Origin of the sequence: Saccharopolyspora sp. NPDC050389 (assembly GCF_040655595.1) — a bacterium.
Classification (GTDB): Bacteria; Actinomycetota; Actinomycetes; order Mycobacteriales; family Pseudonocardiaceae; genus Saccharopolyspora.
Genome location: NZ_JBFAKG010000034.1, coordinates 24,839 through 40,002 on the forward strand (window position 1 = coordinate 24,839; position 15,164 = coordinate 40,002).

General features: G+C 69.4%; 15 protein-coding genes. 4 read left to right on the forward strand and 11 right to left on the reverse strand.

The window, feature by feature from the left end; translation table 11 throughout:
* Nucleotides 1-13: 13 nt before the first annotated feature.
* Nucleotides 14-1,588, reverse strand: coding sequence for an SMI1/KNR4 family protein (locus tag AB0I53_RS22610; protein WP_358606142.1), 1,575 nt, complete (start codon nt 1,586-1,588; stop codon nt 14-16).
* Between the two features lie 41 nt (nt 1,589-1,629).
* Entirely contained in the window at nt 1,630-2,199 is a 570-nt protein-coding gene (locus tag AB0I53_RS22615; RefSeq protein ID WP_358606145.1) for a TetR/AcrR family transcriptional regulator, read from the reverse strand.
* A gap of 90 nt (nt 2,200-2,289) precedes the next feature.
* Here AB0I53_RS22615 and AB0I53_RS22620 point away from each other — a divergent pair, with 90 nt between their 5' ends.
* Nucleotides 2,290-2,718, forward strand: a complete 429-nt coding sequence (locus tag AB0I53_RS22620) for a DUF4267 domain-containing protein (RefSeq protein WP_358606148.1) — start codon at nt 2,290-2,292, stop codon at nt 2,716-2,718.
* A gap of 56 nt (nt 2,719-2,774) precedes the next feature.
* Here the strand turns inward: AB0I53_RS22620 and AB0I53_RS22625 are convergent, their stop codons facing one another.
* On the reverse strand, nt 2,775-3,410 hold the full coding sequence (locus AB0I53_RS22625) for a class I SAM-dependent methyltransferase (protein ID WP_358606151.1): 636 nt from the start codon (nt 3,408-3,410) through the stop codon (nt 2,775-2,777).
* 612 nt (nt 3,411-4,022) lie between these two features.
* On the opposite strand from AB0I53_RS22625, the gene AB0I53_RS22630 reads away from it, so the two are divergent.
* From AB0I53_RS22630 to AB0I53_RS22640, 3 genes are all read left to right on the forward strand, one after another.
* On the forward strand, nt 4,023-4,433 hold the full coding sequence (locus AB0I53_RS22630; protein ID WP_358606154.1) for a helix-turn-helix transcriptional regulator: 411 nt from the start codon (nt 4,023-4,025) through the stop codon (nt 4,431-4,433).
* Between the two features lie 73 nt (nt 4,434-4,506).
* Nucleotides 4,507-5,064 carry a hypothetical protein gene (locus AB0I53_RS22635; protein ID WP_358606157.1) on the forward strand — a complete coding sequence of 186 codons (558 nt, stop codon included), beginning with the start codon at nt 4,507-4,509 and terminating at the stop codon, nt 5,062-5,064.
* On the forward strand, nt 5,061-6,260 hold the full coding sequence (locus tag AB0I53_RS22640; RefSeq protein ID WP_358606160.1) for an MAB_1171c family putative transporter: 1,200 nt from the start codon (nt 5,061-5,063) through the stop codon (nt 6,258-6,260). Before AB0I53_RS22635 ends, AB0I53_RS22640 begins: the two co-directional genes overlap by 4 nt.
* 134 nt (nt 6,261-6,394) lie before the next feature.
* Here the strand turns inward: AB0I53_RS22640 and AB0I53_RS22645 are convergent, their stop codons facing one another.
* From AB0I53_RS22645 to AB0I53_RS22680, 8 genes are all read right to left on the reverse strand, one after another.
* A complete protein-coding gene (locus AB0I53_RS22645) occupies nt 6,395-7,021 on the reverse strand; it encodes a hypothetical protein (protein ID WP_358606163.1) in 627 nt (208 codons plus the stop codon).
* A 145-nt stretch (nt 7,022-7,166) separates the two neighbouring features.
* Nucleotides 7,167-7,910: a MerR family transcriptional regulator gene (locus AB0I53_RS22650; RefSeq protein ID WP_358606166.1), complete on the reverse strand. Its 744-nt coding sequence runs from the start codon at nt 7,908-7,910 to the stop codon at nt 7,167-7,169.
* Nucleotides 7,911-8,021: 111 nt separating this feature from the next.
* Complete coding sequence (locus tag AB0I53_RS22655; RefSeq protein WP_358606169.1) at nt 8,022-9,629, reverse strand: DHA2 family efflux MFS transporter permease subunit; 1,608 nt, start codon at nt 9,627-9,629, stop codon at nt 8,022-8,024.
* Nucleotides 9,630-10,024: 395 nt separating this feature from the next.
* Nucleotides 10,025-10,771 (reverse strand): GntR family transcriptional regulator, encoded by a 747-nt coding sequence (locus tag AB0I53_RS22660; RefSeq protein ID WP_358606172.1) that lies wholly within the window; start codon nt 10,769-10,771, stop codon nt 10,025-10,027.
* Between the two features lie 83 nt (nt 10,772-10,854).
* Nucleotides 10,855-11,622 carry a 3-oxoacyl-ACP reductase gene (locus AB0I53_RS22665; RefSeq protein WP_358606175.1) on the reverse strand — a complete coding sequence of 256 codons (768 nt, stop codon included), beginning with the start codon at nt 11,620-11,622 and terminating at the stop codon, nt 10,855-10,857.
* Between the two features lie 53 nt (nt 11,623-11,675).
* Nucleotides 11,676-13,046: an aldehyde dehydrogenase family protein gene (locus AB0I53_RS22670; protein ID WP_358606178.1), complete on the reverse strand. Its 1,371-nt coding sequence runs from the start codon at nt 13,044-13,046 to the stop codon at nt 11,676-11,678.
* Nucleotides 13,030-13,773, reverse strand: coding sequence for a gamma-glutamyl-gamma-aminobutyrate hydrolase family protein (locus tag AB0I53_RS22675; RefSeq protein WP_358606181.1), 744 nt, complete (start codon nt 13,771-13,773; stop codon nt 13,030-13,032). Before AB0I53_RS22675 ends, AB0I53_RS22670 begins: the two co-directional genes overlap by 17 nt.
* The gene (locus AB0I53_RS22680; RefSeq protein ID WP_358606184.1) at nt 13,754-15,112 is read right to left on the reverse strand and encodes a glutamine synthetase family protein; all 1,359 of its coding nucleotides are present in this window, start codon (nt 15,110-15,112) and stop codon (nt 13,754-13,756) included. Before AB0I53_RS22680 ends, AB0I53_RS22675 begins: the two co-directional genes overlap by 20 nt.
* Nucleotides 15,113-15,164 lie beyond the last annotated feature (52 nt).

A 15,164-nucleotide genomic window follows, 5' to 3' on the forward strand; every position in this document is an offset into this window, starting at 1 on the left:
GAGTCCTCCGGCGCTACTCGATCGCGCCGGAGTAGGTGTCCAGCCGGAACGGGCGCTGGGCGAGCCATTCGCACCACTCCGCGGTCTCGCGCAGCGACGACGTCCCGACGCGCTCCGCCGCCGCGAGCTTCGCCGGCCGCCGGTCGGCAGCCCGCAGCCGATCCCACTGCTGCGCGTTGAGGATGAGCACCCGGAGCCCTGGCAGGTCCGCGACGACCAGGAGATCGACCACTTCGACCACCGACAGGTCGAGCCGGGCCAGCGACGGCAAGGCGCGGAGCACCTCGATGTCGATCGGATCGGTGGTTCCGGCCAGCTTCAGGTCCCAGAGCAGCGGATGTCCGGCCAGCCCGGCGAGATCGATGCGTTCGGTCTCGATCGCCGCCCGCTCCAGCGCGGGCAGGTCTCCGATCCGGGCGTTCACCGACGACGCGCGGTTGATCGACAGTTCCCGGAGGCCGTTCAACGGCGCCAACGCGCCCAGATCCAGTTGTTCGGCGTCGTTCAGGTACAGGCACTGCGCCGGGTAGCTGTCGTCGATCCGGCTCACGACCTCCGCGAGGTTCCGGTCGCCGAAGTCGTGGTAGACGCGGTCGTGCCCGCCGCCCTCGCCGCCGAAACCGGTGAAGGATTCCAGGTAGCCGGACTCCGGGTCCTCGTCCTCGAACTCCTCGTCGCGGAGGGATTCGACGACATCGGCCAGCATGGCCGTCACGGATTCCGCGACCAGGGCGGGCGGGCCCATGATGTCGCGGCCGTGCTCGATGACCTGCCCCGAACTCCCCCGCTCGCCCGGGTCCAGGTCGACCGCGATGTTGTTCATGGCGAAGTCGGTGCCGAAGGTGATCCACCAGTCGTTGCGGGAAACCCGCTTGATCGCGCCCGGCGGATCGGATTCGAAGATCACCGCATCGTCGAACGGGCCGTCGTTCCAGCCCAGCGAGCCCGGCGTCCCGGTGGTGTACCACTCGACCACCACGTCCAGCGGATAGGGCGAGAACCTGCCAAGCAGCCCGGTTTCGGACCCGTCGTCGCGGGTCATCCGGTACAGCGCCCGCAGATCCTCCGGCAGCCGAGCACCGAGTTGGTCTTCGGCGGCGGCGATTTCCGCCTCGGTGTACCCGGGCCGCAGCTCGGGTGGCCGTCCTTTGATCGCCGTGTACCGCTCGACGAACTCCTCGAACAGCGCGGAAATCGTGGTCAGCACGGCCGGATCGGTCGGCTCGCCGGTGTTCCTCGCGGCGGGCGGCAACGGCATGCCCGGCCCGGGATGTCCGGGGAACCGGTGCCCGTCGTCGAACACCACCCGGGTCGCCGAGTCGAGCTCGGAGCTGCAGGTCAGCCCGAACCGACCCGAATCGTGCACCTCAAGTTCCACGACGAGCGGCCGATCGTCGGTGCCGAGCAGCTTCGTGAGATCTCCTGCCGCCGAGAGGAAATCGGAGCTGAGATCGACGTCGGAACTGCCGGCAGGTTGCGTGAACTGCGTGCTGTACCGCTCGCACCGCAACCACACGGTCGCGACCGGAACATCCGCGCACAGCTTCCGGGCGGATTCCCTTGCGGCTGCGAGCAGTTCTTCGGTCATGCGGCGATCTCCCGAACGAGGTTCCAGCAACGCTGGCGAGCCTAGACGAGCAGGTCGATCAGCAGGTCGAGGCGGGCCTTCTGGTGGCTGGCGCGGAGCCGGTCGCCGCGGGTCAGCATGGCCAGGCCGTGCAGGGCGCTCCAGACCACCTCGGCGAGGGTTTCCAGGTCGCGGTCGCCGGCCAGCGGTTCGAGCACCGCGACGAACTCGCCGAAGGCCTCCCGCAGGGCTGCGGGCGAGTCCTCTGTTCCGAACGGGATGTCGACGGGCCGCACGAACATCGCCTCGTAGAGGGCGGGCCTCTCCTCGGCGAAACCCAGGTAGGTTTCGGCCAGCGCGCGCAGCGCCGCCTTGGGCGCTCGACGGCCCTTGCGGGCCCGGATGAGCTCGGCGGCGAGCTCCGCGATCCCTTCGACGGCGACGGCAGCGATGATCGCGTCCTTGCCGTTGAAGTGGCTGTACAGGACCGGTTGGCTGTACTCGACCCGCTCGGCCAGCCGCCGGGTGGTGACGGCGTCCCAGCCTTCCGCGTCGGCGAGCTCCCGCGCCGATTCGATGATCAACCGGTGCCGTTCGGCCCGCTCCCGCTCCTTGCGCTCTCTCACTGCCATGACCGAATCCTAGCATTGCTAGACAACCGAGCAGAGCTATTGCTAGCGTCGCTAGCGAACAGATCAACGCTAGACAATCGGGAGCCAGCCATGACGCTACGACGTTTCAACACGGTCCTGATGATCGCGCTCGCCCTCTTCGTGGTCTCCTTCGGAACGAGGTTCCTGATCGACCCGAACGGAGCGGCGGAGGGCTTAGGCATCCCCAACTGGCCGCAAGGCGACGCGGCGGGCTACTTCATCATCAAAGGAGTGCGCGACCTCGCCTGCGCACTGATCATCTTCATCCTGTTGGCACTACGCCAACGCCGAGCCCTGGGCTGGGTGGCGCTGGCGGTCACGATCATCCCGCTCGGCGACACGATCGCAGTCCTCACCCACGGCGGCACACCGGCGGCAGCCTTCGGCATCCACGCGGCCACCGGCGTCGTCGTGGCCATGGCCGGGGTCCTCTTGCTCTGCGAACGACCGCTCCCCACCGCCACCACGGCACCAACCCGCCAAGCCGCGGCGGCCTAGCGTGAAGGACACCTCCTGCCAATGGCGTGGCAGCGGGTGGTGAGGCTATTTCGGGACTAGCGGCGCGCGAAAAGGACAGCATGCGGATTCTCGTCCGGATCGAGCAACAGCTGGGCCTCCACCGCGAATCCGGCATCGCGCAGCCAAGCCGCCGCTTGGTCAGGCTGGCGGTGGTGGACGTGGACCTTCATCGGGTGGCCGCCGTAGCCCTGGGTCTTCAGACGTGACTCGTCGCCGACGTGAAAGCCGAGCAGCAGCGGCCCGCCAGGACGCAGCGCTCGCCGGAAGTGCCCGAGAACTGCGGGTACCGCATTGTCGGGGACGTGAATCAACGACCACCAGGCGAGCAGACCGGCAACCGAAGCGTCGGCGAGAGCCAGGTCCGTCATCGAGCCCACCTCGAACCGCAGGCCGGGGTGGTCGCGCCGAGCCACGTCGATCATCGCCGGTGAGAGATCGATCCCGAAAGGGTCGATACCCAGCTCGTGCAGGTGGGCGGTGACGTGTCCTGGCCCGCAGCCCACGTCCGCCACTGGCCCGCCGTCAGCGGCGTGCACCATGTCGGCGAACAACGCCAGAGCCGCTCGCAGGTATGGGCGCTCGGCGATGGCGTCGCGCACTTGGTCGGCATAGCTGACCGCGACCGTGTCGTAGGAGGTCCTGGTGTCCGCCAACCAGCCGTCCGCGTTCATGCCCGACACGGTAGGCCATGATCACGACCAAGCCCGGAGAAGCGCCCCCAGCCACGTGGCGGTTTCACGGACAAAGAGCATACCTTCCCATATAGTCCACATAGGACTATTTCAGCCACGAGCACACGTTTCGACTGGTCATGGCCCGTGAGTGTTTTGGGGTGCTATAGCGCCCCAAAACACTCACGGGCAGCTAGCTGCGCAAACGCTCATGCGGCCCGGAGCGATCAGCCCGGTATCCCCGGAAACCCGCTCCCGGCGGGGCCGCGATCTACAAGGTGCGGACGTCGAGGAGACCGGCACGCCTTGCCGATCGGCATGGGGCACCTCGGCACTTGGGCTTAACAGGCCTGGTCAGGACCCGTGTGCATTTTGTGCTGCTATGGCGACAGAAAGTACGCACGGGTATCCGGCTGCGCGAATGCCTATGCGGCCTCGAACCTGGTGCCAGGCTGGGCACGGATCGGCGCGCGACCCGTGCCCCGCCTGGCACACCCCCAGGAGACCCCCCGGAATTCCACAATCGTGTAATCCGATCAAACGGTAGTCTAGAATGTGAGAATTCGTCAACGACATGGCGGGCGTGCGTCCTGTGATTTCGGAGTGAGTGCGATGTCTGACCCAGGGGCCACCTTGGCCGAGCGGCTGGCGTGGCTGCGGGAGTCCTTCCCCTGTCCCGAAACGGGAAAACCGTACGACGTCAAGGCGATCGCGACGGCGACGGGAATGTCCGTCTCGCAGCTCTACAAGATCCTTTCCGGCGAATCGCCCAACCCCGGCTGGCAACACCTGAAAGCCCTGGCCGCGTTCTTCCGCGTGCCGCTGGACACGTTCGACAACAGCGAGCACGGCGACAAGATCCGGGCGCAGCTGGCCACGCTGGTGGAACTGCGCGCCCTGAAGGAGGAAGGCGTGGAGTCGGTGAGCCTGCGCGGGCTGACCTCGACTCAGGCCGACCGGATCCGGGGCGTGGTGGAAGACCTGCGCCGCTCCAACAGCACCGCCGGTCACGATGAATCATGAACGTGGTCACAACTCGGATCCGACACCGTTCCGCTGCGCACGGCTGGTGCTGCCCGTGAGCCACGATCGGGACGTGACGCCATCCGACCATCGCGACCTGACGGCGCGGTGCCAAGAGCTGGCGGCCGCGCTGCCGCTGCCCGCACCGTGGGATCTGCAGACGTTCATCGCCGAGCTCGCCGAGGCCCGTGGCCGGCCGATCGAGCTCCGCCAGGTGTCCGCTGTGGATTTCGACAGCCCCTGCGGTGCGCTCGTCTCGCTCACCGACCGGGACGTGATCGGCTACGTGACCAGCACGCCGCTGCACGAGGAGCACATCATCCTGCACGAGGTCGGCCACCTGGTGTGCGGGCACTCGGACACCAGGCTGGCCGACTCGCCGATGGTGGCCGCGCTGGTGCCGGACCTGCCGCGCGAGCTGGTCGAGAGCGTGCTGGGCCGCTCGGCGTTCGACGCCACCACCGAGCAGGAGGCCGAGCTGGTGGCCAGCCTGTACCTGTACCGGGCGGGCCGCGTGCCCGCGCCGATCCGCGGCGTGCGCAAGCTCGACGCGAAGGGCGGCCGCACGCTGCGCCAGATCCAGGCGACGTTCGACAGCGCGCGGCGCCGCGGCCCCGAGAAACGCCGATGATCAGCATCATCCTGCAAGGCGCGGGAATCGTTGCCGTGCTCGCGGCGGTCACGAAGCTCGTGCAATCCCGTCGCGCGTTGACGCCGAGCGTGGTCTACCTGTGCGGCGCGATCGGCTTCGTCGGCCTGTCGGCGGCCCTGGTGGCCCCGGCCTCGCTGCTCTGGGTGTCCGGCTGGGAGCCGATGCCGAACCTCGGCCGGCTGGTGGCCAACATCCTGGCCATGCTCGCCGGTGTCTGCGTTCACGGGCTGCTGACCCACCTGGTGCACGACGGCGCACGAGCGCGGCGGGTGATGCGCGTCCAGGTCCTGGTGGCCGCCGTCGCCGCGGCCACCATGACGGCGTTGATGATCACCGCAGGCATCCCGTTCCACCCCGAGTTCCTGGCCGCGTTCGCCGACCGCCCGGCGGTCGCCGCCTACGTCACCGTGTTCGCGCTCTACATCGGGTGGGCCACCTCGGTGTTCGGGTGGTTCCTGCGCCACTACATCGCCCAGAGCAGCCGCCGGTGGTTGCGCGCCGGGTTGCGCACGATCCAGGCCGGCTGCGTGGCTTCGGCGGGCTGGGCGGTCACCAAGATCGCCGCCGCGGTTTGGGCGGTGACCGGGCACGATCCGGGCGTGCTGGACCCGTTGGGCGGCGCGTGCGCCGGAGCGTGCGTGGCGCTGGTGGCCATCGGGGCGACGATGCCGGTCTGGGGCCCTCGGGTGGCGATGCCGATCACCTGGTGCCGCGCCAAGTTCCAGGCCCGGAAGCTGCATCCGCTGTGGCGGCGGCTGGCCGGGGAGCTGCCGCAGATCACCCTGCCGGCTGGCGCGGTCGCCTCGAACGCGCAGTTCGCGCTGTACCGGCGGGTGGTGGAGATCCGGGATGCGCAGCTGGTGCTGCGGTCCTTCGTCCACCCCGAGGCGAGCGGCTGGGCCCGTCGGGCCGCCGAGGAGGCCGGGCTCGACGAGCGGGCGGCCCACCAGGTGGTGGAGGCGGCCTGCCTGGCAGCCGGGCTGGACGCCCACGCCGCGGGCCACCGGCACCGGACCGAACCGGGCGAGGCCACCACGCCGTACCGGGGCGTGGCCGCCGACCTGCACACCGAGGCGCGCTGGTTGATCCAGATCAGCCGCGCTTTCGACCGCTCGCCGATCGTGTCGACCGTGCGGGACCGCGCCCGCGCCGACCTCCCGGACCTGACGGCCTAGCGGCGGTTGGGCTCGCGTAACGCCGATTTCGCGCGAAAACGGCGCCTACCAGGCACGGCGAACGCCGTTTTCGCGTGAAATCGCCATCGCCCACGCGTGCCGGGTGACGTTTCACGCAAGAACGCCATGGGCCGTCAGACGAGAGCGGCGAACAGGCCGCCGCCGACGACCGCGCCGACGACCGCGCCCACGGTGACCTGCGCGGTCGTGTGGTCGCCGAGCTGCGCCCGGGACCAGGAGATCGCCGCCACCACCAGCATCAGCGCCCAATAGGCCGGGTGGTAGGTCACGGCGAGGATCACCACCGCGCCCGAGGCCACCGCCGAGTGCATGGACACCTTCCACCAGACCGTGATGCCGCCGGTGACGAACAGCGAGGCGATCATGGCGATGTCCAGGGCGACCAGCAGCCACGGCGCGCCGAACGCGACCAGCAGCCCCAGCCCGATCAGGCTCATGACGATCAGCGCGACGAACGGCACGAACCGGCCCGCGCGGTCGCGCACGTGGTGGCTGTCCCACCGCCCGGTCCGCGCGCCCCACACGATCACGCCCATCGGCAGGATGCTGCTGGTGGCGGAGACCAGCAGGCCCCAGCCGAGGGTGGGGCCGAGGGCGCGGGTGGCCTGCCAGGCGACCGCCAGCGGCAGCAGCACGACGATCACCCACGGTGCGAAGACCTCGGTGAGCACGCGCGCCGCGCGGTCCTTGCCGGACGGCCGGGCCGGTATGGGGTTGGTCTCGAGTGCTGCGTTGGTCATGAGTTCCTCTGGCGCTCAGGGCGGATCGGATGAAGTGTCACACACGCGCGACGGTGTCCACATCGGACAGATCGGGGTGCGGCTTCGTGAGCACTTTGGAGCGCTATAGCGATCCAAACCGCTCACGAGTGGCTGCCCAAGCCGATCAGGAAGCCTGGTCGGGCTTGCGGGTGTTCGCCAGCAGCTCCACCAGCTTGTCGCCGAGCACACCCGGGATGACCCGCTCCGCCGAGCGCGCCGCAGCCGCGTTGAGCGCGGACATCACCAGCGGCCGCAGCCGTTGCAGGACGTCGGAGTAGTACGGGATCTCGTCGTCGCTGGGCATCGGGCGGGTCAGCACGTGCTTGCGCACCACCTCGACGAGGATCTCCGCCACGTGGTCGATGTCCTTCTGCAGCTGCTCGGCGAGGTCCAGCACCTCGTTGAGCGGCACGCCGAGGCTGACCAGTTCCGCGCCGGCGTCCAGCAGCTGCGGGCTCGGCGAGACGAAACCGCGGCCGCGCCGCTCCAGCAGGCCCAGCTCGATCGACCGCTTGATGTTCGTCGGGGAGAACTGCTTGCCGAACTTCTTGCGCAGCTCGGCCACCGTGACGGCGCGCGGCTCCTCGTCCGCCCAGGACGCCCCGACGACCTCCTCCAGCCCGAGCACCTCGCCGAGGCTGCGCCCGGACTCCCAGGCCGCGATCATCTCCTTGATCTGCGCGAACGCGTAACCGCGCTCCAGCATGTTGATGATCAGCCGCAGCCGCACCAGGTGCGCGTCGGAGTAGATCGCCGTGCGCCCTTCCCGGCGAGGCGGCGGCAACAGCTCCCGGTCCTGGTAGACGCGCACGTTGCGCACCGTCGTGCCTGCAGCCCGAGCAAGATCGTCGATCCGGTAGTCCGCCACCCGACGAAGTCTAGTTCCCCTGTTCGAACCGCGCCGCGACCTGGGCCGAGCCCATGTATCGCCCGAACGGCGGGCGCGGCACGGACGCCGCGCCCGCCGTTCGGTCTGACATCAGCCTTCCACGGCAGCGTCCGCCCTGGCGGCTTCCCGGTCACGTCCCTTCAACGAGAAGCAGAACAGTGCCGCCATGACGAGCACCGCGGCGGAACCCAACAGCACCACCTGCATCGCGTTGACGAATCCCGTCGCAAACGCCTCATGGCCGAGCCGGGCGAAGAGGGCCGCGTCCTCGGGTGACAGGCCGGCCGGCACCGACGGCGGGCGGAACTGCCCTCCCCCGTCCATCGCGCTCTCGACGAACCGCTCGCGCAGCCCTGCGGGCAACTGGCTCGCCCGCAGCTCGGCTTCGCTCCGCAGGGCCGAGTTCAGGCAAGCAGCCAGGACAGCACCCACAACCGCGGTGCCCAGCACCCCGCCGACCTGCCTGGTGGTGCCGGCGACCCCGGATGCCGCACCCGCGAGCCGCGGATCGACGCCGTCCATGGTGACCTGCTGCAACGGCGCGAACGTCGCGCCGCTGGCGATGCCGATGATCACCAGACCGGGCAGGAGGCGCCACGCGCCCGAGCCCGGCCCCGCCATCGCGACGATGACCACCAGGCCGAGCGCGAGCATGATCATCCCCGCAGCGAGAACGAACTTGCCGCCGATCTTGTCGGCCAGCCTGCCGGCATAGGCCGAGCCGATCGCGGTGAGAACGGCGTTGGGCAGGAGCACAAACCCCGCTTCCAGCGGCGAATAACCCAGCGCCATCTGCAGGTAGAGGACGAGCACGAAGGCGATGCCGATCATGCCCAGCTGGAAGACGAAGCCGATCCAGTTGCCGACCGCGAAGTTCCGCCCGGCGAACAGCGCCAGCGGCATCAGCGGTTCGCCGCGCTGGACGTGCTGCCAGCCGACGAACAGCACCAGGAGCACGACACCGGCGGCGATGATCGACGTGATGCTGAGCGGCCCGCTGATCGTTCCCCAGCCGTAGCGCTCGCCCTCGATGAGGCCGAACACGATCCCGCTCAGACCCGCGGTGGCGAGCACGACGCCCACCAGGTCGATCTTGTGCGAGTGCGCGATGCGCAGTTCCGGGACGAACACCACGGCCAGCACCGCCGTGATCACCCCGATGGGGACGTTGATGAAGAAGATCCAACGCCAGCTGAGATGGGCGAGGATGAAACCACCGACGACCGGGCCCAAGATCGGCGCGAAACCCACGATCGCACCGAAGACGCCGAACGCCCGGCCGCGCATCCGCGGCGGGAAAATCGTCAGGATCGACGAGATCACCTGTGGGAACAGCAGCGCTGCGCCCAGGCCCTGGAGCACTCGCGCGCCGAGGAGCTGTCCCGGCGTGCTCGCGAGGCCGCAAAGGGCGGATGCGGCGGTGAAGACGGCAATGCCGATCAGGAACAGGCGTCGGTATCCGAAGGTGTCCCCGAGACGTCCCGTCGTGATCAACAGCGCCGAGAAGACCAGCAGGTAGGCATCGATCACCCACAGGACCTGGTCGTACGAGGCGTCGATGCCGTGGATCAGGGTCGGGACGGCGATGTTGATGATCGTTCCGTCCAGCAGCGACATGAAGAAGCCGATGCAGAGGATGCCGAGCACCAGCCACGGCCGTTGCGTCGGCGGCTGGTCGGCGGAATTGTTCTCCGGCACTCCGATTACCTCCAAGAATGCGGGTACCGGTCGGCGACCCGGGCGCCGAAGGCGGCGGAAGCGCGCAGCCTCGGGTCGGGATCCCATGACCGGTCCGGGAAATGTGAACGTTCCGGTGGCGTCGCAGGAGACGCCCTAGAGCCCGGTCACGGTTTCGGAGGATTGCCGGAATGCGTTGACTTCAAAGCAGAACGCGGGTCTGCTCGCCCAATAGTCACAACCATCTCAGAACACCTTGCTGCGATGTGGTGTGACTCCCACCTTTCTCAGGTCATCGGACCCGAGGAAAGCTGCTTGGCGAGGCTGTGTCCACGAATGGAATGTGCCCACGGTGAGATGTCGACGCCGAGGCTAACACAGCGCGCCACGCGAGAAAGCGGTTGGCACTCACGCGTTCACGACAGGAAGCCGCGCAGCAGCGACGCGGTGCCTTCCAGGTGCTCGGCCATCGCTCGCCTCGCGGCTTCCGGATCGCCGTCGAGGATGGCCCGCACGACCTCCTCGTGCTGCTCGTTGGAGTGCACGATGTTGCGCTCCAGCAACGGGATCGCGTCGAGCAGCTCGTTGAGGCGCATCCGCACGTCGGCGACCGCCGAGGTCAGCGACGCCGAACCGGTCAGCTCCGCGATCGCCAGGTGCAGCCGCGAATCCATCCGCCGGTAGTTGTGCAGTTCCGCGGTGCCCGCGTCCGACAGCCGCGACACCAGGTGGGCTCGCTCGGCCTCGCCGAGGTCCCGGACCGCCGCCTGCTCGGCCGCGCCCACCTCCAGGACGTGCCGGTGGGTGAGGGCGTCGTGCAGGTCGACGCCCATCTCGCGGGCGATCCGCCGCGGCCCCTTGCGGCTGGGCCGCGGCGGTTCGACGTTGACGAACGTGCCGCCGTAGCGGCCGCGCCGGGACTCGACGTATCCGGACTCCTGCAGCGCGCGGATCGCCTCCCGCAGCGTCACCCGGCTCACGTTGAGCCGGGCGGCCAGCTCCCGCTCCGCGGGCAGCCGCTCCCCCGGCGCCACCACGCCGAGCCGGATCGCCTGCAGCAGGCGCTCCACCGTCTCCTCGAACGCGTTGCCGGTGCGCACCGCGCGGAACAGCGCTTCGCTCGCCCGGTTGTGCAGCACCAACGGCTCGTTCTGGCTGCTCACGTCACTCCCCCCGGCCTTGCCGCGGCGACTTCAGCGGAGATCCAAGCGTGGATCTCCGCTGGAATCGCACACCTCGACGATACTCAAAGGGGCGTGACGTACGCGCCGGAGATCCCGCCGTCCACCAGGAACTGCGAGGCCGTGATGAACGACGCGTCGTCGCTGGCCAGGAAGGCGACCGCGGCGGCGATCTCGGTCGGCTCGGCGAAGCGCCCCATCGGGACGTGCACCAGGCGCCGCTGGGCGCGCTCGGGATCCTTGGCGAACAGCTCCTGCAGCAGCGGCGTGTTCACCGGCCCCGGGCACAGCGCGTTGACCCGGATGCCTTCCCGCGCGAACTGCACTCCGAGCTCGCGGGACATCGCCAGCACGCCGCCCTTGCTCGCGGTGTAGGAGATCTGCGAGGTCGCCGCGCCCATGACCGCCACGAACGACGCGGTGTTGATGATCGAGCCCCGCCCCTGCCGCCGCATGTACGGCAGGACGTGCTTGCAGCACAGGTAGACCGAGGTCAGGTTGACCTCCTGCACCTTCTGCCACGCCTCGATGCCGGTGTCCAGGATGGAATCGTCGTCGGGCGGGGAGATGCCGGCGTTGTTGAAGGCGATGTCGACGGCGCCGAACTCCGCGTCGGCGGTGGCGAACAGCCGCTCGACGGCTTCGCCGTCGGTGACGTCGGTCTGCACGAACAGCCCGCCCACCTCGTCGGCGGCGCGCTTTCCGGTGTCCGGGTCGACGTCGGCGATGACGACCTTGGCTCCCTCGGCGGTGAACCGGCGGGCGGTGGCCAGGCCGATCCCGCTGGCGCCGCCGGTGATGACGGCGACGCGGTCCTGCAAACGTTCCGGCATTGCTCACTCCCTGTCTCTTGCGGGACACCAGGCGGGACGCATGAGCGGGCCGCTCACGCGTCCTCCGAAGTCGGGATGAAGACGTTCTTGGTCTCGGTGAACGCGTCGACCGCGTCCGGCCCGAGCTCGCGGCCGAGCCCGGACTGCTTGAACCCGCCGAACGGCGTGTTGTAGCGCACGGAGGAGTGCGAGTTGACCGAGAGGTTCCCGGCCTCCACCGCGCGCGACATCCGCAACGCGCGCGCCACGTCGCGGGTCCAGATCGATCCGGACAGGCCGTACTCGGTGCCGTTGGCGATGCGCACCGCGTCTGCCTCGTCGTCGAAGGGCACCACCGCGACGACCGGGCCGAAGATCTCTTCGGTGAACGCTGGATCCGTCGGCTCGGACGTGAGAACCGTTGGTGGGAACCAGAATCCGCTGCCCGTCGGCGCTTCGCCCTGGAACGCCACCGGCGCGCCGTCGGGGACGTAGCCGGCGACCTTGGCGCGGTGCGCGGCCGAGATCAGCGGCCCCATCTCGGTCTTCTCGTCGGTCGGGTCGCCGACGACCACGCCGCGCACCGCCGGTTCCAGCAACTCCATGAACCGGTCGTAGACGTTGCGCTGCACCAGAATCCGGGACCGCGCGCAGCAGTCCTGCCCGGCGTTGTCGAAGACTCCGTACGGCGCGGTCGCCGCCGCGCGCTCCAGGTCCGCGTCGGCGAAGACGATGTTGGCGCTCTTGCCGCCCAGTTCCAGCGTCACGCGCTTGACCTGGCCCGCGCACCCGGCCATGATCCGCTGGCCCACCGCCGTGGAGCCGGTGAAGACCACTTTGCGCATGTCGGGGTGAGTCACGAACCGCTCCCCGACGACCGCGCCCCGGCCGGGCAGGACCTGCAGCAGCCCTTCCGGAAGTCCCGCCTCCAGCGCCAACTCGCCGAGCCGGATCGCGGTGAGCGGCGTGAGCTCGGCGGGCTTGAGCACCACCGCGTTGCCCGCGGCCAGGGCCGGGGCGAATCCCCACGCGGCGATGGGCATCGGGAAGTTCCACGGCACGATCACGCCGACCACGCCCAACGGCTCCTGGAACGTGATGTTCACGCCCCCGGCCACCGGGATCTGCCGGCCGAAGAGGCGATCCGGTGCGGCGGCGTAGTACTCCAGCACGTCCCGCACGTTGGCGGCCTCGCCGCGCGCGTTTCCAATGGTGTGACCGGAGTTCCGCACTTCCAGCTGGGCCAGGTTCTCGATGTCTGCGTCCACCGCCGCGGCGAAACGGCGCAGCAGCCGTCCCCGCTCGGCCGGGGCGAGAGCCTGCCAGGACCGCTGCGCGCGGACCGCCCGCGCGATGGCGGCATCGGTCTCGTCCACGGAGCACAACTGCACGGTGGCCACGACCTGCTCGGTCGCCGGGTTGATCACTTCATGCGCGGTGGTCACCGCGTACCTCCTTCGCCGCCGCGGTCAGCGCCGCGAACAGCCGATCGTCCACTGTGCCTGATCCCGGGGTGCCCTCCTCCGGATGCCACTGAACACCCAGTGCGAACCGCGCGCCTGCCAACTCCACGGCCTCGACGGTGCCGTCGTCGGCCCATCCGGTGACTTCGAGCCGCGGGGCGACCTCGTCGATGGCCTGGTGGTGGTAACACGGCACCTCGACGCGCTCGCCGAGGATCTCCGCGATCCGGCTGCCCGGCCGCAGATCCACCTTCGTGCTGCCGAAAACCGCCGGCTCCGGCTGGTGCTCCCGGTGCTCGACGAGTTCCGGAAGGTGCTGGTGCAGCGTCCCACCGAGGGCGACGTTCATGATCTGCGCGCCCCGGCACACCCCGAGCACCGGCAGGTCGCGGTCGAGCGCGGCGCGCAGCAGCCGGATCTCCCAGCAGTCCCGGGGCGGCCGGGTCGGGCCGAGTTCGGCGTGCGGCTGCTCGCCGTAGCGCGCCGGGTCGATGTCGGCACCACCGGCGAACACGAGTGCATCCACAGAGGACAGATCAGGCTCGTCCGGGAGCACCGGCAGCAGGACCGGAACTCCTCCGCTGCGGTGCACCGCGTCGACGTAGGTAGTTGGCAGCAGCGCTGCTTCGCGGTGCCAGACTCCCCAACTCGCCGTTTCGACGTAGGTGCTGATTCCGATGATCGGCCGGTCAGAGGCGTTCGAAACCACGGATCCGCTCCCAGTCGGTGATCGCCGCGTCGAAGGCGGCCAGTTCCACCCGGGCCGCGTTGACGTAGTGGTCGACGACGTCCTGGCCGAACGCCTCGACCGCGACCTTGCTCCCGGCCAGCAGCCCGGCGGCCTCCCGCAGCGTCGTCGGCACCGTGGCCTTGTCGGAGGCGTAGGCGTTGCCCGACAGCATCGGCTCCAGCGGCAGTTCCTCGGAGATCCCGTGCAGTCCGGCCGCCAGGATCGCCGCCACCGCCAGGTACGGGTTCACGTCGCCGCCCGGCACCCGGTTTTCCACCCGCAGGCTATCGCCGTGGCCGACCACCCGCAGCGCACAAGTCCGGTTGTCCCGGCCCCACGCGATGGTGGTGGGCGCGAAGCTGCCCGCCGCGAAGCGCTTGTATGAGTTGATGTTCGGCGCGAGGAAGTACGTCAGCTCCGGCAGGCAGGCCAGCTGGCCCGCGATGAAGTGCTCCATGATCGGGGAGAACCCGTGCTCGCCGCCGCCGGGCATCGCCGGGCCGCCGTCGTCGCGCAGGCTCACGTGGATGTGGCAGGAGTTGCCCTCGCGGGCGTCGTACTTGGCCATGAAGGTCAGGCTGACGCCCTCCCCCGCGGCGATCTCCTTGGCTCCGTTCTTGTACAGGGTGTGGTTGTCGCAGCTGGTCAGCGCGTCGGAGTAGCGGATGGCGATCTCGTGCTGGCCGAGGTTGCACTCGCCCTTGGCCGACTCCACGTACAGCCCGGCCCCGGTCATGTCGTTGCGGATCCGCCGCAGCAGCCCCTCGATCCGGCTGGTCCCGGCGATGGAGTAGTCCACGTTGTACTGATTGGCCGGGGACAGCTCGTGGTAGCGCTTGTCCCACGCCTGCTCGTAGGTGTCGCGGAAGACCAGGAACTCCAGCTCCGTTCCGACGTGCGCGGTGAGCCCGAGCCCGGCGAGCCGGTCGAGCTGCCTGCGCAGCACCTGCCGCGGCGACGGGGCGACCGGCTCGCCCGAATGCCACTGCACGTCGCAGAGCACCAGCGCGGTCGCCTCCTGCCACGGGATCCGGCGCAGCGTGCCGAGATCCGGGCTCAGCACGAAGTCGCCGTAACCGGTCTCCCACGAGGTCATCGCATAACCGTCCACAGTGGTCATGTCGACGTCGACGGCGAGCAGGTAGTTGCACGCCTCGGTGCCGTGGGCGAGCACCTCTTCGAGGAAGTAGTGGGCCGAGCAGCGCTTGCCCTGCAGCCTGCCCTGCATGTCGGTCAGCGCGACGACGACCGTGTCCACCTCGCCGGAGGCGACCAGATCGCGCAGTCGTCCGACGGTCAGCTGCTCGTTGCGCGACACCGGTGGCTCCCTCCGGCCGAACCAGCCGGCCATTAATTGGTATGGGATCAGA